The 25,824-nt window shown below is 59.8% G+C and carries 22 protein-coding genes; 6 read left to right on the forward strand and 16 right to left on the reverse strand.

Going from position 1 to position 25,824, the window contains the following annotated elements; genetic code table 11:
* The first annotated feature begins 267 nt into the window (after positions 1–267).
* The 3 genes from nifA (NKH52_RS02590) (at position 268) to NKH52_RS02600 (ending at position 4,523) form a co-directional block, all read left to right on the forward strand.
* A complete protein-coding gene (gene nifA / locus NKH52_RS02590) occupies positions 268–2,034 on the forward strand; it encodes a nif-specific transcriptional activator NifA (RefSeq protein ID WP_352657235.1) in 1,767 nt (588 codons plus the stop codon).
* A 218-nt stretch (positions 2,035–2,252) separates the two neighbouring features.
* Entirely contained in the window at positions 2,253–3,392 is a 1,140-nt protein-coding gene (hisC, locus tag NKH52_RS02595; RefSeq protein WP_352657238.1) for a histidinol-phosphate transaminase, read from the forward strand.
* 90 nt (positions 3,393–3,482) lie between these two features.
* Positions 3,483–4,523: an LLM class flavin-dependent oxidoreductase gene (locus NKH52_RS02600; protein WP_352657241.1), complete on the forward strand. Its 1,041-nt coding sequence runs from the start codon at positions 3,483–3,485 to the stop codon at positions 4,521–4,523.
* A 600-nt stretch (positions 4,524–5,123) separates the two neighbouring features.
* Here the strand turns inward: NKH52_RS02600 and NKH52_RS02605 are convergent.
* From NKH52_RS02605 to NKH52_RS02680, 16 genes are all read right to left on the reverse strand, one after another.
* The gene (locus NKH52_RS02605; RefSeq protein ID WP_352657244.1) at positions 5,124–7,016 is read right to left on the reverse strand and encodes an ABC transporter ATP-binding protein; all 1,893 of its coding nucleotides are present in this window, start codon (positions 7,014–7,016) and stop codon (positions 5,124–5,126) included.
* A gap of 22 nt (positions 7,017–7,038) precedes the next feature.
* Positions 7,039–8,883: an ABC transporter ATP-binding protein gene (locus NKH52_RS02610; protein ID WP_352581812.1), complete on the reverse strand. Its 1,845-nt coding sequence runs from the start codon at positions 8,881–8,883 to the stop codon at positions 7,039–7,041.
* A gap of 72 nt (positions 8,884–8,955) precedes the next feature.
* Positions 8,956–9,861 carry an SIR2 family NAD-dependent protein deacylase gene (locus tag NKH52_RS02615; protein ID WP_031213722.1) on the reverse strand — a complete coding sequence of 302 codons (906 nt, stop codon included), beginning with the start codon at positions 9,859–9,861 and terminating at the stop codon, positions 8,956–8,958.
* A 33-nt stretch (positions 9,862–9,894) separates the two neighbouring features.
* Positions 9,895–10,107 (reverse strand): putative nitrogen fixation protein NifT, encoded by a 213-nt coding sequence (gene nifT, locus NKH52_RS02620; RefSeq protein WP_023813715.1) that lies wholly within the window; start codon positions 10,105–10,107, stop codon positions 9,895–9,897.
* On the reverse strand, positions 10,104–10,421 hold the full coding sequence (locus NKH52_RS02625; protein WP_023736294.1) for a nitrogen fixation protein NifZ: 318 nt from the start codon (positions 10,419–10,421) through the stop codon (positions 10,104–10,106). Before NKH52_RS02625 ends, nifT begins: the two co-directional genes overlap by 4 nt.
* 96 nt (positions 10,422–10,517) lie before the next feature.
* Complete coding sequence (locus NKH52_RS02630; RefSeq protein WP_023672218.1) at positions 10,518–10,712, reverse strand: 4Fe-4S dicluster domain-containing protein; 195 nt, start codon at positions 10,710–10,712, stop codon at positions 10,518–10,520.
* A gap of 31 nt (positions 10,713–10,743) precedes the next feature.
* On the reverse strand, positions 10,744–12,219 hold the full coding sequence (gene nifB, locus NKH52_RS02635) for a nitrogenase cofactor biosynthesis protein NifB (protein WP_352731169.1): 1,476 nt from the start codon (positions 12,217–12,219) through the stop codon (positions 10,744–10,746).
* A 239-nt stretch (positions 12,220–12,458) separates the two neighbouring features.
* On the reverse strand, positions 12,459–14,222 hold the full coding sequence (gene nifA, locus NKH52_RS02640) for a nif-specific transcriptional activator NifA (RefSeq protein ID WP_434221478.1): 1,764 nt from the start codon (positions 14,220–14,222) through the stop codon (positions 12,459–12,461).
* 179 nt (positions 14,223–14,401) lie between these two features.
* Positions 14,402–14,701, reverse strand: coding sequence for a ferredoxin family protein (locus NKH52_RS02645; protein ID WP_023678245.1), 300 nt, complete (start codon positions 14,699–14,701; stop codon positions 14,402–14,404).
* Positions 14,702–14,712: 11 nt separating this feature from the next.
* A complete protein-coding gene (locus NKH52_RS02650) occupies positions 14,713–16,020 on the reverse strand; it encodes an FAD-binding protein (protein WP_023813709.1) in 1,308 nt (435 codons plus the stop codon).
* Between the two features lie 9 nt (positions 16,021–16,029).
* Positions 16,030–17,139, reverse strand: coding sequence for an electron transfer flavoprotein subunit alpha/FixB family protein (locus tag NKH52_RS02655; RefSeq protein ID WP_352657253.1), 1,110 nt, complete (start codon positions 17,137–17,139; stop codon positions 16,030–16,032).
* 17 nt (positions 17,140–17,156) lie between these two features.
* Positions 17,157–18,008, reverse strand: coding sequence for an electron transfer flavoprotein subunit beta/FixA family protein (locus tag NKH52_RS02660; RefSeq protein ID WP_023795975.1), 852 nt, complete (start codon positions 18,006–18,008; stop codon positions 17,157–17,159).
* A 187-nt stretch (positions 18,009–18,195) separates the two neighbouring features.
* On the reverse strand, positions 18,196–18,576 hold the full coding sequence (gene nifW / locus NKH52_RS02665; protein ID WP_352441428.1) for a nitrogenase stabilizing/protective protein NifW: 381 nt from the start codon (positions 18,574–18,576) through the stop codon (positions 18,196–18,198).
* A complete protein-coding gene (gene nifV, locus NKH52_RS02670; protein WP_352657256.1) occupies positions 18,573–19,781 on the reverse strand; it encodes a homocitrate synthase in 1,209 nt (402 codons plus the stop codon). The genes nifW and nifV overlap by 4 nt, the downstream gene beginning before the upstream one ends.
* Positions 19,782–19,806: 25 nt before the next feature.
* The gene (nifS, locus tag NKH52_RS02675) at positions 19,807–20,973 is read right to left on the reverse strand and encodes a cysteine desulfurase NifS (RefSeq protein ID WP_352657259.1); all 1,167 of its coding nucleotides are present in this window, start codon (positions 20,971–20,973) and stop codon (positions 19,807–19,809) included.
* A 431-nt stretch (positions 20,974–21,404) separates the two neighbouring features.
* Positions 21,405–21,725, reverse strand: coding sequence for a HesB/IscA family protein (locus NKH52_RS02680; protein WP_023766895.1), 321 nt, complete (start codon positions 21,723–21,725; stop codon positions 21,405–21,407).
* A gap of 680 nt (positions 21,726–22,405) precedes the next feature.
* Here NKH52_RS02680 and NKH52_RS02685 point away from each other — a divergent pair.
* The 3 genes from NKH52_RS02685 to NKH52_RS02695 all read left to right on the forward strand — a co-directional run bounded on the left by NKH52_RS02685 (position 22,406) and on the right by NKH52_RS02695 (position 25,797).
* On the forward strand, positions 22,406–23,488 hold the full coding sequence (locus NKH52_RS02685; protein ID WP_352657262.1) for a hemin-degrading factor: 1,083 nt from the start codon (positions 22,406–22,408) through the stop codon (positions 23,486–23,488).
* 853 nt (positions 23,489–24,341) lie between these two features.
* Entirely contained in the window at positions 24,342–25,559 is a 1,218-nt protein-coding gene (locus NKH52_RS02690; RefSeq protein WP_352657265.1) for a cytochrome P450, read from the forward strand.
* 40 nt (positions 25,560–25,599) lie between these two features.
* A complete protein-coding gene (locus NKH52_RS02695) occupies positions 25,600–25,797 on the forward strand; it encodes a ferredoxin (protein WP_352657268.1) in 198 nt (65 codons plus the stop codon).
* Positions 25,798–25,824 lie beyond the last annotated feature (27 nt).

A 25,824-nucleotide genomic window follows, 5' to 3' on the forward strand; every position in this document is an offset into this window, starting at 1 on the left:
CCTTTCACGAATGAAAGAAAGCTCGATTGACTATCCCGCCTCGCTCCAGTCTGTTGAAAACAACGTGTGGTTGCCTTGGTGCAAGCCGAGACCATGGCCAAGCTTCGTGGAGGGGAGAGCCAAGCGATGCATCAGGGTTCGATCCGCTTTGCACTCGACCAAACGGCGGCGGCACGAGTTCACGTCGGAGTATTTTCGCGCTTGCTCGCGACGTCGCGGGCGCACATGCCGCCGGCCTACGTTTGATGGCGCGAGATCGAGGATCACATGCACCACAACATTCGCAAATCAGAACAAAATGCCAGCGAGTGCGGCATATCGCTGCCGGATGCGATAAGGGGTTGTCCAACGTCCGAGACGAATCCTGCGAATGGGGCATTGCACGAGCGCGCCCTCACCGGAATCTTCGAAATATCGAAAATACTCACCGGTCCCGCCCGGCTCGAACTCACGTTGGCCAAGGTCGTTGATCTCCTGCACTCGTTAGTGCAGATGCGGCACGGCATCATCACTCTCTGCGATGCCGAGGCCGGACTGGACATCACCGTGGCCAGCGACTGCGACACGAACAGCAATGAGCCCTCCCGGTCGCGCGTGCCGCGCAACGCCATCGATCAGATTGTGACGACGGACACGCCGCTCATCGCCGAGGACATAGCGATGCATCCGGCCTTCACTGCCGCTGACATCGAGGTGCTTGGGGCCTCCGACACCGTGTCCTTCATCGGCGTTCCCATTCGTGTTGATGGAAACGCCGTAGGCGCGATGACTATGGACAGGGCTTTGGAAAGCAGGTCGAGCTATCGGCTCGATTACGATGTCCGACTGCTCACCATGATTGCCAACATGGTGGGACAGACAGTCAAGTTGCACCGCTTCTGCGCGGGGGACCGCGAGCGACCGCCGGAGTTGGAAGATCGGCTGCAAACGAAATTTTCAGATGTTAAGCACCCTGCACCCCGGCGCAAAAAAGTTCATGTCGAGGGGATGATTGGTGACAGTCCGGCGATAAGCGCGCTGCTGGAGAAGATCGCGATCGTAGCCAAGGCAAAAACCACGGTTCTGTTGCGAGGCGAGTCCGGTACCGGGAAGGAGCTGGCTGCCAAGGCAATTCACGAGTTGTCGCCGCGCGCCAAGCGGCCCTTCGTTAAACTCAATTGTGCAGCGCTCCCAGAGACAGTCCTGGAATCCGAATTGTTCGGTCATGAGAAGGGTGCCTTCACAAGCGCATTCAATTCCCGCAAGGGGCGCTTTGAGCTCGCTGACAAGGGGACGTTGTTTCTGGATGAGATTGGCGAGATCTCGGCCTCGTTCCAGGCAAAGCTACTGCGCGTGCTGCAGGAGCAGGAGTTTGAGCGCGTCGGCAGCAATCAGACCATCAAGGTCGATGTTCGCGTGATTGCCGCCACGAACAGGAACCTGGAAGAGGCGGTTGCAAGGAATGAGTTCCGCGCCGACCTATACTACCGCATCAACGTGGTTCCCTTGCTGGTACCAGCATTGCGCCAGAGGCGCAGCGATATTCCGCTGCTCGCAGCTGAGTTTCTCAAGAAGTTCAACGACGAGAACGGCTGTACGCTTACCTTCGATCCGTGTGCGATTGAAGTGCTGATGAAATGTGAGTTTCCCGGCAACATTCGCGAGCTTGAAAATTGCGTGCACCGGACAGCGATCCTGGCCGAGGGACTATCAATCGGGAGAAACGACTTTGCCTGCTCCCAAGGCCAATGCTTTGCCGAGGCGCTGTGGAAGTGCAGATCGGGCAAGGCCGCGCTGCAACCAGCGCCGATCCTGCCGGAGTCAGTGAATCCGGCCACGCCGCCGGATGCGGCAGCCTCTTCGGCCGCGACCACAGTCCCGCGTGCCGGCGCAACACACCCAATTGGTGCGAGGACCCCCGACATAGAGCGCGTCATTGCTGCCATGGAAAGATGTGGCTGGGTGCAGGCAAAGGCAGCGCGCCTCCTTGGACTGACCCCGCGCCAGATTGGCTACGTGCTGAGGAAATACGGCGTCGAGATCAAGCGTATCTGAAACCGAGCAGATGAGCTGAGCTGCTTAGCGCCTTGCGGCAGCGATGCAGGTCCGCGTCCGCTTCCACTCGATTCATCGAGGACAGCCTGGCCGAATTCCCGTGTCTGCGTTGCGACCATCGTGTGAGAGGCAACGCTTCCATCGTCAATCCTGTCCGCCATGTTGCTCTCGTTGCGAGCTCATACGGATGCCCCTGGTGAATGAAACGGAGTTAAAATATGTCCGATGCAAAACTGCAAACTGTGCTTTCGGCTCTTCCGCCAGTGACGCGACAGTTAGATGCTCTGCCGTCCAACGGACCGGCGCCGGACGGAAATTTTGTCAAGCTGAATACGAATGAAAACCCGTTTCCGTTGCCGCCAATCATAATGCAAAGTGCAGTGGCGGCTCTCAAGTGCCAGTATCTATATCCGGATGACGATAACATCAGCTTGAGGGAAGCGGCGTCCAGCACCTATGGCGTTTCCAGGGATCAGGTCATCGCAGGCAACGGGTCGTCTGAACTGCTCGGACTCATCTACAGAGCTTTCCTCGCGCCTGGCGATAAGGTTGCGATGATGTCGCCAGGGTTTTCGTTCAACCGCAAACTTGCCATGATTCAGGGCGCCGAGTTTCTCGAAGTCGGATGTCAAGCTCATTCCCTGCCAATGGAGCAATTGCTTTCCGGTCCGGCAAAAGACGCCAAGTTCATTATGTTGGCCAATCCAAACAATCCGACCGGAACATTCCTCCCGATAAGCGATATCGAACGCCTCGTAGCACAATCGGACCGCTTGGTTGTCCTTGATGAAGCCTACGTCGACTTTGCACCCGATCATGGCCTGCGCCTCATCAACCAGTATCCGAACGTTCTGATCTTGAGGTCATTCTCGAAAAGCTATGCCGCCGCCGGCATTCGCGTCGGTTTCGGTTTCGGTCACCCTGAAATTATTGGCAGGCTGCGAAACATCCAGAACGTCTTCAACATGAACGTCATCGGGCATGCCGTTGGTATCAGCGTGCTTGCGCATCGCGGCGCCTACGCAGAGAACCACAAGCACATCAAGGATGAACGAGAGCGAGTGACAGTCGCGCTGTCGCAACTCGGATTTTCCGTAACGCCCTCCCGCGCAAATTTCTTGCTGGCCCGTGTGCCCGCGGGACAGGACGGCTCATGGTGGCAAGCAGCATTGGAAAGGCAAAAGATACTTGTCGCGTTTTTTCCGGACAAAGGCTTGGAACACTGCATCCGCGTCAGCATCGGCACAAAAGAGCAGATGGATGCATTTCTTGCTGCCGCTGGCGACATTGCTGGAAGCTTAATGGTGCCAAGCTCCAAGGGCAGGGAAGCGTCAGGCTCTGCTTCTTCGTTACGCTGACGCAAATCGGCGATCACACACATCTCTTCCGACTTGCTTGGTCATCCCAGCAAGAGAACAGCCTGCCTTTTAAAATCGGGGACTTATCGAGTGACAAACGTCTTTCCTTCAAACCTAGCGTTCGGCATCTTCGATCATCTGGACGAGGATGGCCGCGACATCGGTCGGCAATACGAAGATCGCCTGATATTAGCAGAGGCGTGCGATCAGCTAGGGTTCTATGCCTATCATCTCGCAGAACATCACTGTACTCCCCATGGGAGAGGTCCATCGCCGAATCTGTTCTTATCGAGCGTCGCCCAGCGCACCCGGCGCTTGCGTCTCGGACCCTTGGTGATGCTGCTTGCGCTTTATCATCCGCTGCGTGCGTTCGAAGAGATCTGTATGCTGGACCAGTTGAGCGGTGGCAGGCTCGAACTGGGCATAGGGCGCGGTGCTCTCCCGATCGAATTGGGCTACTTCGGGATTGGTGCGGACGCGGTGCCGGGCCGTTATGCCGAAGCCAGCGAAATCCTCATGGAAATACTTGTTAATCCGATGAAGGTCGGCACGCTATGCTATCAAGGCCGCCATTTTGATCTCAATGACGTTCCTTTGACGTTAAGACCTCATCAGCGTCCACATCCGCCGACATGGGTTGCTGCCAATCGACCCGAGTCCGCAGCTTGGGCGGCTGCGAATGGAACCAATATCGCGTGTGTAGGACCTTCCTCTTCTGTTCGCAAAACTACTGATGCGTTCCGCGCCTATCGAGAGGACAACGCTGGCGCGGGGGATCAGGCGCAATTTATCGGATTGCTCCGCATGGTCGTGGTTGGGCGTTGTGACACACATGCCTATTCGCTCGCGGCACCTGCTTACGAACGCTGGCTCAAGAGCTTCCAATTCCTTTACGAGCTTAACGCTATCCCCACTCCACCAAACCTGCCGCTGACCTTCGATGCGGCAGTCGAGAGTGAATTGTGCGTGGTAGGATCAGCAGAATCTGTGCGAAAAGCTCTGTTAGGTCAGTTGGAAGTGGCAGGTGCCAACTACCTGCTTTGTCAACTGGCATTTGGAAATCTGCCGCTAGATGCTTCCCTGTACACTGCGACGAACATTCAATCCGAAATCATGGCTCGATTTGGCTGACCATGAAATTCGCAGTCTGAGGTTGAATCGTTGTACAGCGCTCCCTCACATCCACGTGCTCTAGCGTGCACGTGGTGGGGACGGGCAATCGGGAGGGAGGCCAAACTGACGACGAGCCGGCGGCACAGAATACCAGGTTTGTGCGTTGGCTGGCGTCTGGGCCATCTTGTGAACCTGCATGATCCTAAGGAGATGATGGCCGAGCGCGTCACAATGCAGGCACGCGTCTGCTCGTCGCGCTCGCGCTAGCCGTTGCCCATAGCCCGCCGCAGAGGTTCTTCTCGCCCGGGGCGGCGTCGGTGCGGCGCCTCCAGCTTCATCAGCGGCCCGGCGGTAGCAAAGCCGCCACTCGCTTCGGCGCTGTTGAGGGCGCGCTCGCGAGCGGCTTTGCTACGCCCAGCCACCACCAGGAGCGAGCTCGCCCGATGATGGGGTGCACCGCGGTCGGGATACGATGCTGGAGGAAATCGTTCGCAGCCGGTCTTCACGAACTGCGAGGAGTGCTTGTCCTTGAATGCTGCCTGCTGGCCGTCTGCGGTGCCTGAGTGGTCCGCCGACACGCCCGAAAGTCAACGCCACTACCACAAGGCCGCCAAAAACTCAGGTCTGGGAGCCAGCTTGGACGGTGGTCTCGTGTTCGGGGATGTCGTCGAAGGAGGCGTAGTTGAGATAGTAGAGTTTGGAATACAGGCCGCCCATAGCTATTAGCTCATCGTGGTTGCCAGTCGCAACAACTTGGCCATTCTGAAGCACGATGATGCGGTCGGCCCCCCGGATCGTGGCGAGACGGTGGGCGATGACGAGGCCAGTCCGCCCTTCAAGCAGCTTGATCAGAGCCTTCTGAATCTGCAATTCCGTATAGCTGTCGATGTTGGCGGTCGCTTCGTCGAGCACGAGGATCTTGGCGTCAGCGACGAGGGCGCGGGCGAAACTGATAAGCTGGCGCTGGCCGAGAGATAAGTTGTCGCCGCGTTCGCCAAGTTGGGTCTCATACCCGTCGGCGAGGCTCATGACGAAGTCATGCGCGCCGACCGCCTTCGCCGCCTCGATCACCTTGTCGCGCGTGGCTTCCGTCTTCTGGTATCGAATGTTCTCGAAGACCGTCCCGGTGAACAGGAATGGCTCCTGCAGCACCATGGCGACCTGGCGGCCGAGCGATTCCTGGGTGAGGTCGCGCACATCATGCCCGCCGACCAGCACCTGACCCTGCTGAACATCATAGAAGCGGTGGACCAGGGCCATCGCACTCGATTTGCCAGAACCGCTCGGTCCGACCAGTGCGACCGTCTCGCCGGGATTGACCCTGAAGGAGACATTTTTCAGAACCGAACGGTTCGGATCGTAGCCGAATGTGACGTCCCTAAACTCGACCGAGCCGTCCATTTCGGGCGAAAGTACCTCGGCATTGGGTTTGTCCTGAACATCGATCTTGACATCGAGCACATCGGTCAGGCGCTTGCCTGAGGCCATGGCGCGCTGCATGATCGAATATTGCAAGGTGAGTGAGCGGATCGGGTCAAAGAAGCGCTGGATGTAAAACAGGTAGGCTACCAACACGCCCACATCTATACGGCTATTCACGACCATCGAGCCGCCGACCACAATAACGGCGGCCAAGGCGAGGCCCGTGAGGCCATCGACGATAGGCACCATGACCAGTGCATATCTGGCAGCGATCAGTTGGGTCCTGAGGTTGGCATGGGCCCGGTCGTCGAAAAGAATGAAATTCACCTGCTGGCGATCCATCGACTGTATGGTCCGCACGCCGTGAATGGCTTCGGCCAGCGCGCCATTGACGACTGAATTGGTTTCGTGTGCAGCCATGAAGGCGTCGCGGGCACGCGGCAGCCAGACAATGCGGACGATCACCAGGATCGGCAGAACCGACAGCGTCAGGAGGCCGAGGCGAAAGTCGAGCCACAGCATTACGAAAACGATGCCGAAGAGAAGCGCAACATCGCCTAGGGAATATACCGAGGTTTCCAGGAACTCCTGTATGGAGTTAACGTCGCCTTGCAGGCGCGACATCAGACGTCCGACCTCAGTCTTGTCCATGAACGAGAGCGAAACCTTTTGCAGATGGCCAAACATGGCGCGGCGGATGTCGAACAGGACAGTTTCGGCAATTTTCCCATCCAAGGTTTCCTGCATGTAACCGGCGGCGAAATTGACCAAAATCGCCGAAAGGAACGCGCCGACGGCCGCAAGCTGGGCTGAGCGATCGCTCGCTACCGGGTTCATGCCCTGGTCGATCGCGTAGCGGATGATCAAGGGGATGAGAAGCTGCGTCCCGGTGAAGATCAACATCGCGACAATCGTGACAAATACCTTTGCCCGATAGGGATGGACGAAGCCCCAGATCCGGCGGAGGATGCTCTTGTCGAAAGCCCGGCCGAACATCTCCTCCTCGATCCGGTGCGAGCCGACGACCGCGCGCGGAGGGCGTCTGCCGTCGTCACGTTCGGCTTCGAGTTCGCCGGGGCCCTGGTCCATCAGCGGGCGCCCCCATACTGGGTCATATGCTATCACCTGGGCGCGTCTGGAGATCGTAAAGGGCCCTGTAGCGTCCCCGCTTCGCCAGAAGCTCTTCATGCGTGCCGCGTTCTACGATTTCGCCGTTATCGACAAAAAGGATCTGATCGGCATGCAGAAGCGCACTCAGCCGGTGCGCGATGATGATCGTCACCCGATCCTTGGCGAAGCGCCGCGTCGCCGCGCGAATGCGCTGCTCGGTGCCGGCATCGATCGCGGCCATCGAGTCGTCGAAAACGACGACAGAGGGGCGCAGCATCATGGTGCGAGCAATCGTGAGACGCTGGCGCTGGCCGCCAGAGAGAGAGACGCCGCGTTCGCCCACGACCGTCTCATACCCTGCTGGGAGCCCGAGGATGTAGTTGTGGAGCTGGGCGAATTCGCCAGCGCGTTCAATTCGCTGTCTCTTCGCCCAGGGGTCGCCATAAGCGATGTTGTTCTCGATCGTGGTGGTGAACAGGAACGCATCCTGCTGTACAACGGCAACCGCCTTGCGAAGGCTCTCGAGGGTGACATTGCGTATGTCCTGGCCGTCCAACGTGATGGCGCCACCGGTCACGTCGTAAAAGCGGGGGATCAGATGAGCCATCGTCGATTTGCCGGAACCCTGCGGACCGACGATCGCGATCGTCTCGCCTCTCCGGGCCTCAAAGCTGAGGTTCTTCAGAATGGCGCGGTTTTCGACATTGGGGTACGCAAATGAGACATTGTGGAAGCGCAGAGTGCCGTCGCTTATCTCAAGCGGTCTGGCCTCGAGAGCATCCCTGATCGTGATCTCCTGATCGAGGAGACCGAAAAGCCGCGAACCGCAGCTGGAAGCGCGGGCAAAGGCATTGACCATGAGGCCGATCTGGCGGACTGGCATTTGCAGGATGGTCATGAAGGTCAGGAAGGTCGCCATCGTTCCGACGCTGATCTCGCCAGCGATGAGCTTGTTGCCACCGATCCAAAGCACCAATCCCATTGCGAAAAAGAAGGACAAGGTCATCGCCGACGTGCTGGGTACGTAGATGTCAACGAGATCGTTGGCGAGGCCGAGCGCGGTCTTGGAAGCGCGGTCGAACTTCAGCATCTCATAGGATTGAGCCGCAAAAGCGCGGACCACGCGGATGCCTGCGAGATTTTCCTTCATCACGCGGCTTAGTACCGAAAGGCGCTCATAGAGGTCGAGCCAGGTGGCGCGCAGCCTAAGCTGTGTGGTCGATGAGCGCCAGGCGACAAAAGGCACGAAGCTCAGCGCGACCAGGCCGAGCATGAGATCGATCGAGATCATCATGTAAGCGCCGATCCCGATCAGCATGGTGAGCAGGACCACGCGAACGAGCGCGGTGGAAAAATACATCCGCACGCCTTGGAGATCGAGCATTCCGATGGTGATCAGATCGCCTGAATGGACCCGATCGTGAAAGGAAAAGCTGAGACGCTGGATCTTGTCGTAGTAGGCGAGCCGCAGTTCGTACGCGACATGATGCCCGACGGCTTCGGCAAAATAGTTCTGCGCCATCGTGAAAAGGCCGCGTAGCGCGCTGACGGCGAGCAGCAGGAGAGCCGGGGTCCAGAGCGCTTGTCCTGCCGCGCTCCCGGCGACACCGCCCCCGATGGCTGTCTGGGCCTGGTCGACAGCCCGGCCGAGAAGCTGGGGAATGAGCAACTGGAGGATTGCCGCCATGATCGTCGAGCCCATAGCGAAGGCGACCTGCCAGGGATGCCGAAAATTCATACGCGTTATGCGCAACAGCGTACTCAAATCCCGGCCCCAGCGCGCCGCTTCAACATGGGTCAACGAATTCAGAGCGTCCGTTGCGCTGCCGACAGCATCACTGTTCACGGGTGTATTCCCGACTGCATTTTGCGCCTTCGAGGAAAGCCGAAGGACGCATCATCAAAGGCGACCGCCATTTTAATCCTGTCCACAACCTGCAGCCTTGCCCGTTCCCAGAAGCCGAGCCGCCGCTTGACTAAGTGGCATGTCGATCACCGTGATTCCGCTTGCCGCAAGGAAACGCGCTTCGTTTCTGGTCAGGGTTTCCGCGTCCATTACGGTGCAATAGGGACCGCGGGAGCGCTTCATGATCTGTCTGGCGTAGGTGCGCAGCATTTGATCGTTGAAGCGGCAGCCAACGAAGAAAAATCCACGGGTGATGCGCCGTTCCTTCACCACGTCAGGGATAGGTGTCTGGATATCAATTTCGGTCAGGACTTCGACATAGTCGGAATCTGCGACGAGAAAGTTTTGCGAGGGCCTACTACTCCCGTGAGGTGCATAGAGGACCGTCTTTGCCCCCGATCGGGCGTCGAGCTCCCTCCCGGACAAATCGTAGGTTTTTGTCCAAATGTTGCCGATTTCGTTCGCCCGCGTGACGCCTTGTATCTCAACGACGTCCGTTCGGCCGGTCTCCACGAGAGCCGTGCGCATCGCGCTGTCATACCAGCTGTCGATGATGAGGGAGAGCGGCAGCCTTGCGAGCCAGGCGTGGAGGAGGGTTGGCCTCACCGGCGCTGCGAATATCTCGGTCATCCAAGCTTGAAGCGTCCGGCGATGCCGGCGCTGTTCGATGAACTGCGCAACCGACCACATATTGGTGCGGATCCTGGAAGGGGCGGGCGCCCGTGCATTGAGTGCCGCGGCAACGACCTCCGGAGTATGCGGCACAGGCGGTTCCGCACAGTTGAACCCAAGAAGACCCGGACCGAGATAGGGGATCACCTCATCGGCGGCGAGCGCTGCCTTCGCCAGGTCAAGCAGCTTATCGGCAAAACTGTCCCGCACTATGACAAGGTGGCCCGATGTCAGGATCGTATTCATGCTCGTTTCCTCGCGACGCACTTAGCGGCAGCATCAGTCCTCTTCGGAAACCTTCCTTGCCTCGACAGTGATCGGCAGACGCGTATCCCGTGGGAGATCGGGTAAGACGAGCCGCCACCCGTTCCGGAGCGTGATAGTTCCGCCCCACAACTCTTCCTTCTCAAGCTTGATGATCGGCTCTTCGAGGTCTTTTTTGGGGACATACGCCGACAAGCCAGCATCGGTCCTGCGGATCATGACTTTCATCTGGCCGTCCCTTCATTGGAATTGCTTTCAGCACTGCAGGACTCGGCTTTCTCGAGGCTCATCAGTTCACGCGCTCGCATGCCGACGACGGTGCCACGGTCGATCCACTCGACCGCATAGATGAAGAACTGCTGGAGAAAGGTGCCGATGTCGCGCACATATCCCTCGTCGCCCTTGCGCACGAGATTTTCGCCGATCTCCCTGCCAGGATAGGTGCCGTCATTCTTTATGTGGCGAGTGGCACGTACCCGCTCTCCCGGCATGAATCGTGGAGGCCTGCGGATTTCGATCTCCTCTTCGCGTCCGAGCGACATGTCCGTTCCCTGATTTCTCTTGCGGCTGCAGGTTGTGAACAAGGCGTTGCAGGCGTCCTGCGTAGGCAGCCCCGCCCATGTCGGCAGCCCATGTGGTCACGCAGGAACGCAGGTCTTCGGCACCGGACATACCGAGGCACATTGCTGCGCATCGAAGACCCCCTCGCATTCGGTGCACTTCTGTGACTCGATCACGTAGCTCTCGCCTTTGAACTTGATCGCGCCGGAAGGACATTCGAATTCGCAGGCGCCGCATTGGGTGCATTGGGATGCGATGATCTTGAAAGCCATTTTAACTCCTGGTCCGAATGGATGAGACAGCTCAGGCCGTCGCCGCGAGTGCGGGGGCCCCTGACGCGGCGGTGTAAATCGCGCTGATTGCCGTCTCGATATAGTCATGGGCACAAGCGTCGGTGGCTCTGATTCCAGCGTCCGCGAGCTGATCCTGCGGGCAAGTTCCAATCCTGGCGCACAGCACGATATCTATGCCTTGAAGGGCTGCGACGATGCCACCGAGGGCGGCTTCCTTGCCCAAGCCGCCGAGGCAATACTTCTCCACCTTGCGATGCCCGACAAAGCTGATCCCTCTCGGCGAGGCTTCGTAAACCTGGAATTCCTTCGCATGGCCGAAATGTTCGTTGACGCGGCCGCCGCCCTTGGTCGCCACCGCGAAGAGGACGGCTTTGCCGGGCCTCGCTGCCTTGACCAATCCGATCGCTTCACTTCTGGCCGCCACGTGATCACGGCGCTCCTGCGCGACCAGCTCCCGATAGGCGTTACGCTTGCTGGCATCGTAGGTGACCTCGCCGGGAATCCGGTCGGCCCTGAATTCCTGGCCACGATCCTCGCCAAGCATGCCGACGGCATCTGCCCGGCACTGCCGGCAGTGGCGCATCAACTGGGCGCCGCCTTCGAGACGATCCTGAAGAGCCTTCAGCTCCATTGCGTTTGGGCCGCGCTGCCCACTCAGTCCGTAATGCGTGCCGTGCGCCGGGTCCGAAATCAGCGGCATGAGGTTGTGCAGGAACGCGCCTCGCTCCTTGACCCATCTATTCACCTCGATCAGATGCTCATCGTTCACGCCAGGAATCATCACCGAATTGATTTTGGTGAGGATGCCGCGCGCGGTCAGCATCTCCAGGCCCAACATCTGCCGCTCGTGCAGCATCCGGGCGGCTTCGAGGCCGACGTAGCGGCGATGGTCGTAAAAGATCCAAGGATAGATCTTTGTACCGACCTCAGGGTCGACCATGTTGATGGTGATCGTCACGTGATCGACATTCATGTCGGCAAGCTCATCGACATGGTCCGGTAGCGCGAGCCCATTCGTGGAGATGCAAAACTTGATGTCTGGGATTTCCCTGGCGACCCTGGCGAAGGTCGCCTTCGTCTTCTTCCAGTCGTAACAGGCATCGCCCGGTCCGGCGATGCCGAGCACGGAAAGCTGCGGCACCTCGCTGGCGACCGCGATCACCTTGCGTAGCGCCTGGTCGGGCGTCAGCTTTTCAGAGGCCACCCCAGGCCGGCTTTCGTTGGCGCAGTCATATTTGCGATTGCAGTAGTTGCACTGGATGTTGCAGCCCGGCGCGACCGCGACGTGCATGCGCGCGAAATAGTGATGCGCCTCTTCTGAAAAGCAGGGGTGATCCTTGATCTTCTCCCAGACAGCCGGATCCGTGTCGTCGGGCTTTGTCGACGAGCCGCAGGATGACGCGCAGCCACCGGGTTTCATGGTGCCAAGCAACTGGTCACCGAATGTCGTGCTGAGGCTCTCAAGCGAAATTGCCGGTGCAGACATGAACGGCTCCGTTGCTGCGTGATGTCGCAGTTCAAAGCGCAAGAGCTATGCCAGCTCAAAGAGCTGTTTCGGTTCACGAATAGGCTTGTCGTGTCAGATTCCTTCGGATTGCTCCGACACACCTTTGTCGGGCTTACGACAGTGGACACGCAAATAGGGTCGCGAGGCTACCAGCCTTGGGCGCGCAAAGTGTGAACGAGACCACTCCGGGCTGCTTACGGTTGACGTCATCACGACGTCTAGAATTTCTTCACCACGATACCATGCCGGCGCAGGGCGTAGCCGACTTGCCGCGGCGTGAGCCCGAGGATACGAGCCGCCCTGGCCTGAACCCAACCGGCCTTGTCCATCGCGTCGATCACCCGGTCGCGTTCCGCCAGACGCGGGGGACAAGTGGGATCGTTCGGATCGCCTGCCGTAAAGGGAGATATCTTGCCTGCGGAGGCACCGATGCAACTGGCCGGCAGCCGCAATCCGACCGGCGCTGCGTTGACCCGTGCGAGATCGTCGATGGCATTGCCGCCATTCGAGCGGTCGGCTCGCTTCCAGAGGAGCCAGGAAAGGCACTGGCCCTTCTTACAGGCGAAATCGGATGGAGTGATCGTCCTTGAGCGCGCAAGTGTGGCCGTCCTTTTGACGCAGTTCTCCAGCTCGCGGACGTTACCAGGGAAGTAACATTGCGAGATCAGGTCAAGCGCCGGCGCCGCGAAGGCTAGTGCGCGATCGTTCTCCTTGTTGAACCGGTTGAGGAAGGCGTTCGCAAGGCGTGGAATATCGCCGGTTCGCTCTCTGAGCGGAGGCAGGATAATTGGCACGACATTGATGCGGTAATAAAGGTCGGCCCTGAACTCCCCTTTTATGACGGCCGTCTCCAGGTCCTTGTTGGTGGCGCATATGAGGCGCACGTCGACCTGTAGCGTTTTGGTGCCGCCGACTCGCTCCAACTCGCCTTCCTGCAAGACACGCAACAGCTTGGCTTGAAAGGCCGGCGAAATCTCGCCGATTTCATCAAGTAGCAGCGTTCCCTCATTTGCCAATTCAAAACGACCGGCGCGCTGGGAGATAGCACCCGTGAAAGCGCCCTGTTCATGCCCAAACAGTTCTGACTCCAGAACGCTTTCAGACAGTGCGGCGCAGTTCAATTTGACGAAAGACTTCTTCCTCCGACGTGAGAGCTTATGGATGGCCTGCGCAAAGAATTCCTTGCCGGTGCCGCTTTCACCCCGAAGAAGCACGGTGGAATTGGTCCCTGCTACGACCGAGACGGTTTCGAGCACCTGCTTGAGTGCGGGGCTTTCCCCGATGATCCCGTCGATTTTGGCATCCGCATGCCGGGCAGGGTCGTAGGTCCTCCCCTCGTTGGGCGATTTCTCCGGTCCCGATTGCTCATGGCCACACCGCTGACGATCTGTACTCAGGGCGCGATGGAGGCGGATGGTCCGGCCGACAAGGTTGGCGACCATCGTCAGGAAATAAATGTCCTCGTCGTCGCGAAAGTCGGTGGCGCCGTCTCCGGCGCGGTCGATCGACAATGTCCCAAGGATATCATGATCAGCCTTTAGCGGGATACCGATAAAGGCAATTGGGATGGTTCCGATGCTCGAAGACGTTTGAAGGTCAGCCTGAAATAGTTGGGACTTGCGCACGTCCGGTATGAAGAGCGGCGTCCCCGTAGCGACGATTTGATCTGTTACGGCCTGTGGTATGACGCGGCGAGTGCCTGATTGACGTACGTGGGTATTGCCGGCAGTCGCGGCAATCTCCAGCTCTCCTTCAGCGTCCAGGACGACGATTGCTCCGTGACGCATCTGCAGAAATGAAGGCAGGACGTTCACGACATTGGCGAGCGTAATCTCCAGCTCGCTGGGGGCGGTCAGCACCTTCGATATCTCGTAGAGTCCTCTGAGCGCGATATCTGATTGGGGCATGCTTTTGATGGGCGGTTCAGGGCGGGTCTCCCGAGGTCCAACCTCGTCGACCCGATCTTGCGGTCCGTGGGTCATGGAAACACCTCAGGGGTTGTCGTCCAGAGTGCTCCTCCTTTTTTATCTGAATTCTGAAAGCACAGTATTCATGAGCTTCTCTTCGTCAAAGCGACGATCGAAGCAAAGAAAATAGACTTGGCGTTGGGCGAGACCTAAACTGTATCAAGATCAACCCTCTTAATACGTGCGTGCGTCGGTCATCCGAATTTGAAGAGGACTCCGAAACCGCCGCGTGGATAGTTCCACTCGATCTCGCCACTGGTCTCACACAAAATCCGGCAGGTGCCGCACTCCATGCAGCCGTCAGCAGTGATCTCCACTTGACCTTTGTCGTTCAACTCATAACATTTCGCCGGGCAGACGTGGGTAAGCGCGAGCAAGTTCGCGCTTGGCCTCTCGTGCGGTCGCACTTTGATATGCGGGCGGCCGGAATCCACCAAGTAGCGGTTCTGGTAAAGCTTGTCCTCGACACGTGACTTTGTCACTGCGATCGTCATTTCGTCTCCCTTCAGCGCCACGCCAATGCAAGGCGGACCGCGTCGCTGACCAGCCCCCAACGCGAGCGCGCCTTGATGAAGGCCGCCGTGGTCGCCTTTTCCTTCTCGATCTTCGGCGTGCCGTCGACACGCATGAAGTTCTGCGCGGCTTGCGACATCAACCGCGGATAAGTTGTGAAGTAATTGCAGGAATTGGTGTGGAGCAAGGCCGGCATATCTTTGTATTTCTTTAGGTCCTTGACCACGAAGGACTTGTCCAGCATGGCTTTGTAAAGAGCGAGATTTCGTTTGGTCATAGGAGCGTTGCGGCTGTTGACCTCGATGATTGCCTCAGCCGCGATGCGGCCGGAGGTCATGGCGAGGTTCGAACCCTCGCGGTGAATGGCGTTGTTCAGTTGCGCGGCATCGCCGACCACGACCCAACCATCGCCAAACAGCTGCGGAATAGCCTTGTAGCCGCCTTCGGGAATGAGGTGTGCGGAATATTCTTTCACTTCCGAGCCGGCGATCAGCGGCCGGATCGAAGGATGGCTCTTTAAGGCATCAAGGAGAACGTAGGGGCTCTCGACCATCGCGGCAAAATCGGAGACGAGGCAGCCAATGCCCAGTGAGATCGACTCCTTGTTGGTGTAGAGGAAGCCGAGCCCGGCCATGCTGCGGGAGGTCGTGCCCACCGCCTCGATCACGCAGCCTTCATCGCCCTTGACGCCGAACCGCTGCTCAATGACCTCTTCGGGCAGGAAATGCATTTCCTTAACGGCGAGCGCCACGGTTTGTGGCTTCGGCATCTGGCGCAGGCCGGCTCGCGTGCCAAGCAGTCCGCAGACACCTTCTGCGAGAACGACCACGTTCGCGTAGATGGCTCCGCCGGCCCGATCTGTGCGGACGCCGACCACCCTGTCCTTGGCGTCACGGATGAGCTCCGTCACGGTCGTCTCGCACAGAACCGTCGCGCCGGCCTCGCGCACCTTACGCGAAAACCATTTGTCGAACTGGGCACGGATGATTGTGTATCGGTTGGGCTTGGCCTCATTGAAGTCGTCCGACCGATAGTGAATCCCGGTATGGGATGTGTCGTCCATCACCCAAAGCCGCTGTTCAACCAAATGCCGCTCGAGAGGCGCATCGTCCCTGAAATCCGGGATGATCTTCTCCAGCATGTTCGCGTACATGATGGCACCTTGGACATTCTTGGAGCCCGGATATTCACCGCGCTCCAACTGCAGCACCTTTAGGCCATGGCTGGCCATGGTGTAAGCAGCTGCGTTTCCGGACATGCCTGCCCCAACAACAATGGCGTCGAAGTTTTCCTCGATCATGTCCGTCCCTTAGCTCGCAAGCTTATCGCGACTGTGGGGCGACAGCCGCCGCGTGAAGGCTTCCGTCAGTGCGGGCAGGAAGCGGATCGCGTCGGTGACGATTCCGAGGTGAGCGAAATCGAAAATCGGCGCGTTCGGGTCGGTGTTGATGGCCACGATGAGATCCGCCCCCTCGACGCCAACCCGATGCTGGACGGCGCCGGAAATCCCGGCCGCTATGTAAAGCTTCGGCCGGATGGTCTTGCCAGTCTGGCCGATCTGCCGATCAGCTGGCATCCAGCTCTTCTGGACCAACGGGCGCGAACAGCCATGCTCGGCGCCGATTGCTCGCGCGAGGTTCTTCACAAGCTGCAGGTTCTCCGCCGCGCCAAGACCAAGGCCTCCCGCAACCACGACGTCGGCATAGGCAAGGTTTGCCTTTGCCGACTGATTGTCCGGCAGGAAGCCGAGGACTTTGGTAGCGATCTCGTCCTCGGCAAGCGAGAGCTTGTGCCGGATGACACGCCCGACCGGTTTATCCGTCCGCTGCGGCATGGGCATGACCCTTGGCCGCACTGTCGCCATCTGAGGGCGGAAATTGAGCGTATAGATCGTGCACAACAAGGAACCGCCGAAAGTCGGACGCGTGGCGGCGAGCGAACTGTCGGTATCCACATCGAGTTCGGTGCAGTCGGCCGTGAGCCCTGTCTGCAAGGTCGTCGCCACGGAGCCGGCAAGATCCCTGCCGAGTGTGGTGGCACCGAGAAGAAGGATTTCGGGTTTGTGGGTATCGACCAGATCCGTCATCGCCTTGGTGAAAGGCTCGTTCCGATAGTCGGCGAGCAGGGGCGCCTCGGCGATGTAGACAAGGTCAGCACCATAAGCGAATGCTTCGGCAACGGCGTTCCCGACGGCCTCTCCCGGCGGTCCGAGCACGACGCCTGCAAGCTGGACCTGAAGCTTGTCTGCTAATTTGCGGCCTTCGCCGAGCAGCTCGAATGATACGGGATGGACCTGGCCGCGTTCGAGCTCGATGAAGACCCAGACGTGCCGGTAGTCCTTGAAATGGGTGGGCAGCTCCTTCTTTATGCCGGCGCGGCCGGCGGCAGGGCGAGGGGTTTCTCGGTTCGCGGTCGACATCGTTTTGCTCCTTGCCGTCACGCGCCGCCGTTAAAGGCGAGCTCATGTTCCAGCGCCGGCTGGCGGGTGAAGATTGCGGTGATGAGTTCGTCAGCGACATCGCGCAAGGCCTTCTCGGCGGTGTCGATTAGTGCCGCCTTTTCAGCTCGAGCAGGAGGGGCGAAAACACGCTTGACGACGGTCGGTGAGCCGCGCAGGCCGCATTTGGTGAGATCCTCAATGCCGGCGTCGGCCGCACTCCATTTCAAGACCTGGCTGCGCGCGGCGCACAAGGCGTCGTGGATCGAGCCCCGGCGGATCTCGTTTGTGCCTTCTAGCATGGTGATGAGACAAGGCAGCCTGCTCTTCAGCATCTGTGTGCCGCCTTCGGAGCGGCGCTCGACCTTGATCTCGCCTGCAGCAAGGTCAATAGAGGGGATCTTCGCGACATAGGTCAGTTGCAGGAGTCCGAGGCGCTTGGCGATGCCGGGCCCGACCTGGGCGGTGTCGCCATCGATCGTCTGCTTGCCGGTGAAGACGAGGTCTGGCGTGCCGAACGTCTCGCCGACCTTCGCGATTGCCTGGGAAAGGGCGAACGAGGTCGCCAGCGTGTCGGAGCCGGCAAAATAGCGGTCGGTCAAGAGCACCGCTCGGTCGGCGCCGTAGCCGAGCGCCTTGCGCAGCGCGTCCTCTGCCATGGGCGGACCCATGGTGAGCACAGTGACTTCGCCGCCATAGGCATCGCGCAGTCTGAGCGCTTCTTCGAGGGCGAACAGGTCGTAAGGGTTGATGATGGTCGGAACACCCTGGCGCATGATTGTGTTCGTCACCGGATGGACCCTTATCTGTGCCGAGTCCGGCACCTGCTTGATGCAGATTACGATGTGCATTGGCGGTTTCTCTAGGCTCCTGTCCGGGTGCGGGCATTGCGGTTATCTCCTTGATCCGCATAATTCGTGCCAAGTCTCTTGCGCTGCCCCCTTCCTACAACTTCGGCTGGTTGCTTCTGACGGCGCTGTGGTGATGACCGGATTTGTCGGCTGCTCGACATTGTCGCGTCGCAACCCTTGTCGCCGCTCATTCCCGTCCGAACCGCTTCAGTACCGAGTCGAACGGGACAAAGGTGTGACCCGGCGCGGCAGGTCTGTTCGGATCGTGGTCTTTGAGCACCTTGAAGACCCGATGCGTGAGCGGCGAGGAAATCGCAAAGTCCTCGTAAGCGCGTTCGAGCGTCGCGCGCACCCTCGCGGCAATCACCTGGTCGGGTAGACCGGAGAAATCTTCTTCGGCAAGGTATTGGCCCACGCGCTTCATTATATGGAGCCGCGAGACATTCAGCACCTTGGGGTCATAGGAGACGCCAAGGACTGAGAAGAACTCCTCCGCGGCCGACAGGCGCTTCAGTCGTGCGAGGATGTCTGTGACATCGATGGGGCGGCTGTCAGCAGAACAATTCATTGCATTCTCCCTGGTCGCAAAACTGTGGCCTTTGCGCGCGCGCGCACGGCTGACCTGGACCCGCACAGCTCGAAGACGGACGCCTCGCTGCACATTTTATCGTAGAGCTCGACCAGTTGAGTTGCAGTGAGCGTCGATTTGGTCTCGGCCGCCTCGCGCCGGACGCGGGCCACCATCGCGGCTGCCAGATCCGGGTCGAGATCGCGACCGCTTTCGCTCAGCACATGGGCAATCGCAGTGGCGCCGGAATGCTTGCCGATGACGATCCGCCGGCAGCGGCCCACGAGAGCCGGATCAAGCCCCTGATAAGTACGCGAGTCCTTCAGCAGCCCTGCGACGTGAATGCCGGATTCGTGGGTGAAAACATCGGCGCCGACGACCGGCTTGGTGGCCGCGGTCTGCCGGCGGGCGGCCCAGGCCACCTCGGCGGCGAGGCCGGGCAATGCGGTCAGCTCGATGCCGGTATCTGCGCCGCCGAAGACCGCCATCGCGGCGGCCACCTCTTCCAGCGCGGCATTGCCCGCACGCTCGCCGAGCCCCAGGACGGTAACGGAGGCATGGCGCGCGCCTGCGCGGATCGCGGCTAGCGTGTTGGCGCCAGCAAGTCCGAGATCGTTGTGCGCATGAAATTCAAGGTCGATTGGAGACTGCACCACCAGCTGGGCGACAAGTTCGAAGGTTGAAAACGGGTCGAGAACACCGACTGTGTCGGCCAGCCTCACGCGGCTTGCGCCGGCGCGTGCGGCCGTCTCGATGACGCGGGCGAGATGATCCCGATTGGCCCGCGAGGCATCCTCGCACCCCACCGCGACGAAGAAGCCGGCGGCGGCGGCGCGCCTGACCATATCATCGATGACCTGGAGCGCTCCCGCCTTGTCGAGGCCGAGCTTGGCGGCAAGTTGGATGTCCGACGCAGGCAGCGACAAATTGACCGCTTGGACCCCGCTCTCGATCGCTGCATCGAGATCCAACGACGTCATCCGGCACCAGGCCATGAGCCGAACCGGAAGACGCCGCGCGACCACGGCGCGAATTGTTTCGATCTCGTCGACGCCCATGACCGGCGTGCCGATCTCGATCTCTGTCACGCCGGCCGCCGCAAGAGACTCAGCGATCTCCAGCTTTTCCGTCGTGGTAAAGGCGACGCCCGGCGCCTGCTCGCCATCGCGCAACGTCGTATCGTTGAGAGAGACATGACGGGTCATGACCGGTAGCCTGTTCTTCTGCCGCTCACGCATAGACCGGATTACCCGGCCCAGAACCGAAAAAGCTGCGCAGCTTCCCCACGATTGCCGGCATGACCTCGAGCACCCGGTCGATATCCTCTTCGCTGTTGTCCCGCGCCAAGGAGAAGCGGACTGCCGCGTGCGGCGTTTTCATCGCGCTTAGGACATGGCTTGGTTCCTGAGAGCCGGAGGTGCAGGCCGAGCCAGAGGAACACGCGATGCCAATGCGGCTGAGGAGAAGTGGAATTCCATCACTGTCGACATGTTCGAAGGAGATGTTTGCGGTGTTGGGCAACCGTTGCAGGGGATCACCAGTGACACAGGTGCCTGGGATGCGCTGGAGGATCCCGCCCTCCAGACGATCGCGGAGCGACTTTACCCGTGTGGTCTCGTCGTCCATGAATTTCAAGGCGAGTTCGGCCGCCGTGCCGAGCCCGGCTATGCCGGGCGTATTCTCGGTGCCAGCACGCCGGTTGTGTTCTTGGTGACCCCCCTTGATCAGCGAATGGAAGTTGACGCCACGTTTTACGAAAAGCGCACCGATCCCTTTCGGCCCGTGCAGCTTGTGGCCGGAGAGCGACAGCATGTCGATTGAGGTCGACTTCAGGTCCATCGGAAGCTTGCCGACCGCCTGTACAGCATCGGTATGGAATAGGGCGCCCACTTCCTTGGCCAACTCGGCAAGCCTGGCCACGGGGAAGATCACACCAGTCTCGTTGTTCGCCCACATTATGGAAACGATTGCCACCTGTGGGGTTAGGGCGGCCATATAGGCGTCGAGGTCGAGCCGGCCACGGCAATCCACCGGGATCCTGTGCACCTTGACGCGGCGGGTCTTCTCAAGATGCGCACAAAGCGTCAGCACGGCGGGATGCTCGACCGCGGACGTAACGATCTCGGTTCGGTTGGGCGCCGCCTCGAGCGCTGAAAGAAGCGCTGCATTGTCGCTTTCTGTCCCACCCGAGGTGAAGGTGATCTCATCGTCGAACTCCGCGCCGATCAGCGCTTGCAACTGCCTCCGCGCCTTTCTCACCGCCGCACTGACTGAGGCGCCAAGAGCGTGCGCCGACGAAGGGTTGGCGAATTGATCCCTAAAGAGCGGCAACATCGCTTGCAGGACCGCAGGATCGACCCGTGTGGTTGCGTTGTTGTCGAGGTAGACAGGCTTCATAGGTGCGATCCTCAGTTGACCAGAATGACGCGGCGCGGACCGACTCGTTGAGCCTCTGGCGCATGCCGTTGATGATAATGGGCCTGAACTGGCAGCCCGCGCAGACGCCCGGTGTGTTTGACGCAGACCGGATCTCCGTCGAGATGGACATGTTCGCAGTGGCCGCCGTCAGCCGTAAGGACGCCCGAACGCGATAACGTTATCGATGAGCCGAATTTGGCACAGCAGCGCGATCTGTCCGCAAGCAGCTCGGGTGACACCAGGACCCGAGCTGTTTCGGGAGGCGGCGTTCTTTGCACCCTACCGGAAGCGAATGGCGGTCCCGAGATCCGTTTTCCTTGGTCTTTAGGACGGGGACATCTGTCGTGCCGGCCATATAAGTCTCCTCTGCCGCAAAATGAGTCCGACGGCCGCATAGGCGCTTCGGGCGTTTAACTGAAGGACTTGCCGCAGCCGCACTTCTCGCGCGCATTGGGGTTATCGAAGACAAAGCCGGAAGATTCGAGCCCGGTGAGGAAGTCAACGGTCATGCCGGCGACATGGGGTTGGGAACCCGCGTCCACGAACAGCTTGATCCCATTTGTGCCAGTGATCGCGTCGCCCTCGCGCGACACGCTCTCCAGGCCCATTAAGTATTTGAAGCCGGCGCAGCCGCCGGCCTCGACCATGATGCGAAAGCCTTCCGCCGGCTCGCTGGCGCGGGAAAGAGCAGTCTTGAAGGCAGCAACAGCGTTGTCGGTGAGCGTAATCATGGCTCCATTCTCCTCAGTCCGGGACCTGCTTGCGCATCACGTCGCATGCACCGTGCCAAAGCGAAAAAAACGTTTCAGCACAGCGCGGCATCTCTGACACTGCCGTGCTTCTTGTGAGTGCATTGCTGCGAAGCTGTCGGCCAACCGACACGTGCTGTCGGGTTTGTCGGGTCTGCCACGAGGGATGTTGGGCCTGAGTTCTTGGTTGAACTCACATCACCAAATACAGAACTTCTTCTGAGCTTGCTTCGGCGCAGTTGGCACGGTTTTTGAACCTCCGTTTGGCGGACGGCAAGAGCATGCCGATCCGCAATCATGCCGTGGGTGCCCGCGCGATGGATGGGGCGAAGCAAGGGAGCAACATGTCAGGACCGGGTCAGACACGCGTTGTTTGGCAAAGCAGCGCCGCCCGTGGCATCCGAATGCCCGCTTGGCCGATTGCGACAACACGCACACTCGCTCACCACCGCCCAGTAGCCGCCGACCGGCTCGATGAGATGCCATCGGCATGTGCCTGCTCGCCGGTTTTCGCACGGGTGCGACGCCGTGCGCACGCTGTCCAGACACCTTGTTCATGGGCCAGCAGCAGATCAGGATCGAGCATTTCGGCGCGCCTTATCGGCTGAAGATTCCCGGGCAGGGCAGATGATCCTCACACGTCGGTAGAAACAGGGGTAAGCATGGACCAACGCGAGAAACCGTCGCCGGACGAAATCCGGCGGGCGTGCAAAGACAATCCGAAGATCCGGGAGCATGATCTCGCCGCTCGATTGGGCATTTCGGAAGTCGAGTTGGTCGCGGCGCATTGTGGTCATGGCGCGGTGCGCATCGAGCCGCGCGTCGATGATCTGCTGACCGGCCTCGAAGCGGTCGGCGAGGTGATGGCAGTCACCAGCAACGAAAGTGCCGTGCACCAAAAGATCGGCGTCTACGGCAAAGTGGTCACCGGCAACCAGCATGCCATATTGCTCGGCGACGGGATCGACCTGCGCATCTTCCCGAAAGCGTGGGCGTATGGCTTCGCCGTCGAGAAGCGCGAGGGAGCCGAGATCCGCCGCAGCCTGCAATTTTTTGATGCCACCGGCGAGGCGATGCACAAAGCTCATCTCAGGCCCGCCTCGAACCTGCAGGCCTATCAGGATCTGACGGCAGAGCTTGTATCCTCCGATCAGGAGCCGATCATATCCCTCGAGGCGAGCGGGGCGCGCGATAACACAGTGAGTCCAGACCACGCCGCCACGGTCGACGACCTACGCGAGCACTGGGGCCGGCTAAGCGACGTGCATCAGTTCTACCATATGTTGAAGACACTGAAGCTCAGCCGCTGCCAGGCTATGCGTATGGCCGACGAGGACAACGCCTGGCTGCTCGACAATGATGCCGTTGGCGCCCTGTTCCAACAGGCGGCCGAAGACGAGATGCCGATCATGTGCTTTGTCGGCAATCGTGGTTGCATCCAGATCCATTCCGGCCCGATCAAGTCGGTCAAGCAGATCGGGCCGCGGATCAATGTGCTCGACGAGACCTTCCATCTGCATCTTAGGACCCATCGCATCCGCGAGGTCTGGGCCGTGCGCAAGCCGACGAGGGACGGTCACGTCACGTCCATTGAAGCCTATGGCGCGGACGGCAAGATGATCATCCAGTTCTTCGGCAGGCGCAAGGAAGGCGAACGCGAGGGCAGCGACTGGCGGTTTCTGGCCGAGAGTCTGCCATGTGTTCCCGGTCCGGATGTGGAGAGTGCCGACAGGCCCTCGGATTGAACAGGCCGCCATAGGACTCGGCACCACGTTCCGACACCGGCTCGCGAGGAATTTAGGTCCATGTGCGGAAAGGCTTGCCTTCATAAGCGCATACGGACGGTTGGGTGTGCACGCCGGAATAGACCGCGTCGATACAGTCAAGCTCGTCGCGGCCGGACTGCTGCGCACGAGTGCATCGCCGTCTGACCGAAAATCCTTGCAGCGCCTGCGAGCGATAAAATACGCCATCAGCGCCGAACCGAAGCGCGCCTCGACCTTGTTGATATTTCCGATCAAACGCCGTCGGGTCTTGTCGGATCGCACCCGATCCTTGCGCTGGATCGCATCGTTGCTCAATCCGGGCCGTGCGAGGCGAGCTCCTCGTTCGTGGACCGGAAGGCTGTGCAGCAGCAGCCAAGCCGAACAGCCCGACGTCGCGGACTCGACAAAACCGACCACGGATGTCGGTTGTCGGACGGTGTCCTAAGAATGATGGACAGGTGATCATCAACTTAGCGGCGGCGGCCCAGTTCAGGCTGGCGTCGCTTGGTGCAGGCCAGGGGTACGCCTATCCGGCACGCGACTTGCTTTGACAATTTGGCCAGCGGGGTGTCAGCAGTGCGTCACGGAGCTCAGCGGTGATTGATCGCCTCTCAACCATAACGGGATAAGCGGCGGCTTTGCTTCTGACCGCAGCGCGGCGGAGATGCCCTTCGGATTGACTTCGCAACCGATCTCATCGCGCTGGCAGTGGGCTGATCGGGCGACAGATCTCGAACGCGCCCGACAAGAGACGTGCTCATGCTGGAAATCGACTTTATGAACAGCGGTGCAATCTCAATCGAGCCATGAACGCCAATGTAGAGAAAACAAAATGGCGACCAACCCCGTTCCAGATCATGTCCCGCCCGAAATGGTGAGGGACTTCAGCCTGTTTACATCGCCAGGGATGCCACCAACACCCAACGGGGATCCACACGCAGCTGTCGCTTGCGTACATGACGGGCCTCCGATCTTTTACTCCCGCTACAACACTCAAGATGGCCGGGGTACCTGGGTCATCACCCGCGCCGCGGACCAGCGTAGGGTGCTGCAGGACGCAGAGACTTTTTCCAGCCATCGCAGCATCTTCTCCTCCATACTGGGTGAAAACTGGCCGACGATCCCGCTTGAGCTCGATCCACCGGCCCATGGTGTCTTTCGCTCACTGCTCAATCCGCTGCTTTCGCCAAAGCGGGTGTCGGCTTTGGAACCGGCTGTCCGCGAACGGGCGGTCGAGCTGATCGAAAAGATCGCCGCGTCGGGCACAAGCTGCGACGTGATGAAGGATTTTGCCTTTCCTTTCGCGGTGAGCACCTTTCTTCGCTTTCTGGGGTTGCCTGATGACCGACTCGATACATTCGTCGGCTGGGGGAAAGATCTGCTCCACGGCGACGATAAGGAACGACCTGTGGCTGCCCGGACGATCGTGGCATTCATCGACGAACTTGCAGCGATGCGCCGCGACGAGGCGGTTGACGATTTCATGACCTTTATCGTGCAGGCACAGGTCGAGGGCCGCCGGCTGACGGACACCCAAGTCCGCGGCATCGGCGTGCTTGTCTTCGTCGCTGGGCTCGACACGGTCGCAGCAGCTATAGGCTTTGACTTGGCGTACCTCGCACGCAACCTCAAAGATCAGCAATTGCTGCGGAGCGAACCGGACCGCATCCCGCTCGCAACCGAAGAATTACTGCGGGCCTATCCGCCCATTCAGTTGATCCGCGTGGCCACGAAAGATATCGACTTCGAAGGCGCGCCGATCCGGAAGGGGGACTATGTTTCCTGCGCCACGATGATTGCCAATCGTGACCCGGCGGAATTCGAATGCCCCAACACGATTGATTTAGAGCGGGAGGACAACCGCCACGCAGCGTTTGGCTATGGTCCCCACCGTTGCCTTGGCTCACACCTTGCCCGGCGGGAGATTGTCATTGGCCTGGAGGAGTGGCTGGCGCGCGTCCCGGCTTTCAGGATCAAGCAGGGTACGGCACCGATAACTTCTGGCGGCCATGTGTTCGGGATCGAAAATCTGATCCTGGACTGGTCTTAGATCCACCCCGATCCGAGGCACAGACAATGGAGGCAGCGCCATGCGCATCATCGTCCAAAAGGCCAAATGCCAGGGTCACGCGCGATGCGCGGCGCAAGCGCCGGACATCTTCAAGCTTGATAATGACGGTTACATCCTGCCTGGTGACATTGAAGTTGCGGAAGGGGAGGAACTGCCTGCATCACGAGGCGTGCGATCCTGTCCTGAACGTGCGCTGGAACTCACTCCGACGCTCTGAATCAGACGTCATTCAACCGTGAGTCTG

The sequence above is a fragment of the Mesorhizobium sp. M1066 genome (assembly GCF_040318635.1).
Lineage (GTDB): Bacteria > Pseudomonadota > Alphaproteobacteria > Rhizobiales > Rhizobiaceae > Mesorhizobium.

What these genes read in the sequence shown, in the direction of transcription:
- NKH52_RS02680 (WP_023766895.1), bottom strand. Translation starts at nt 21,725, where the DNA reads ATGATTACGCTCACCGACAACGCTGTTGCTGCCTTCAAGACTGCTCTT.
- nifB (WP_352731169.1), bottom strand. Translation starts at nt 12,219, where the DNA reads ATGTCTGCACCGGCAATTTCGCTTGAGAGCCTCAGCACGACATTCGGT.
- NKH52_RS02625 (WP_023736294.1), bottom strand. Translation starts at nt 10,421, where the DNA reads ATGTCGCTCGGACGCGAAGAGGAGATCGAAATCCGCAGGCCTCCACGA.
- hisC (WP_352657238.1), top strand. Translation starts at nt 2,253, where the DNA reads ATGTCCGATGCAAAACTGCAAACTGTGCTTTCGGCTCTTCCGCCAGTG.
- nifA (WP_434221478.1), bottom strand. Translation starts at nt 14,222, where the DNA reads ATGACCCACGGACCGCAAGATCGGGTCGACGAGGTTGGACCTCGGGAG.
- NKH52_RS02645 (WP_023678245.1), bottom strand. Translation starts at nt 14,701, where the DNA reads ATGACGATCGCAGTGACAAAGTCACGTGTCGAGGACAAGCTTTACCAG.
- NKH52_RS02690 (WP_352657265.1), top strand. Translation starts at nt 24,342, where the DNA reads ATGGCGACCAACCCCGTTCCAGATCATGTCCCGCCCGAAATGGTGAGG.
- nifA (WP_352657235.1), top strand. Translation starts at nt 268, where the DNA reads ATGCACCACAACATTCGCAAATCAGAACAAAATGCCAGCGAGTGCGGC.
- NKH52_RS02605 (WP_352657244.1), bottom strand. Translation starts at nt 7,016, where the DNA reads ATGGACCAGGGCCCCGGCGAACTCGAAGCCGAACGTGACGACGGCAGA.
- NKH52_RS02660 (WP_023795975.1), bottom strand. Translation starts at nt 18,008, where the DNA reads ATGCACATCGTAATCTGCATCAAGCAGGTGCCGGACTCGGCACAGATA.
- nifV (WP_352657256.1), bottom strand. Translation starts at nt 19,781, where the DNA reads ATGACCCGTCATGTCTCTCTCAACGATACGACGTTGCGCGATGGCGAG.
- nifT (WP_023813715.1), bottom strand. Translation starts at nt 10,107, where the DNA reads ATGAAAGTCATGATCCGCAGGACCGATGCTGGCTTGTCGGCGTATGTC.
- NKH52_RS02615 (WP_031213722.1), bottom strand. Translation starts at nt 9,861, where the DNA reads ATGAATACGATCCTGACATCGGGCCACCTTGTCATAGTGCGGGACAGT.
- NKH52_RS02655 (WP_352657253.1), bottom strand. Translation starts at nt 17,139, where the DNA reads ATGTCGACCGCGAACCGAGAAACCCCTCGCCCTGCCGCCGGCCGCGCC.
- nifS (WP_352657259.1), bottom strand. Translation starts at nt 20,973, where the DNA reads ATGAAGCCTGTCTACCTCGACAACAACGCAACCACACGGGTCGATCCT.
- NKH52_RS02685 (WP_352657262.1), top strand. Translation starts at nt 22,406, where the DNA reads ATGGACCAACGCGAGAAACCGTCGCCGGACGAAATCCGGCGGGCGTGC.
- NKH52_RS02695 (WP_352657268.1), top strand. Translation starts at nt 25,600, where the DNA reads ATGCGCATCATCGTCCAAAAGGCCAAATGCCAGGGTCACGCGCGATGC.
- NKH52_RS02630 (WP_023672218.1), bottom strand. Translation starts at nt 10,712, where the DNA reads ATGGCTTTCAAGATCATCGCATCCCAATGCACCCAATGCGGCGCCTGC.
- nifW (WP_352441428.1), bottom strand. Translation starts at nt 18,576, where the DNA reads ATGAATTGTTCTGCTGACAGCCGCCCCATCGATGTCACAGACATCCTC.
- NKH52_RS02650 (WP_023813709.1), bottom strand. Translation starts at nt 16,020, where the DNA reads ATGATCGAGGAAAACTTCGACGCCATTGTTGTTGGGGCAGGCATGTCC.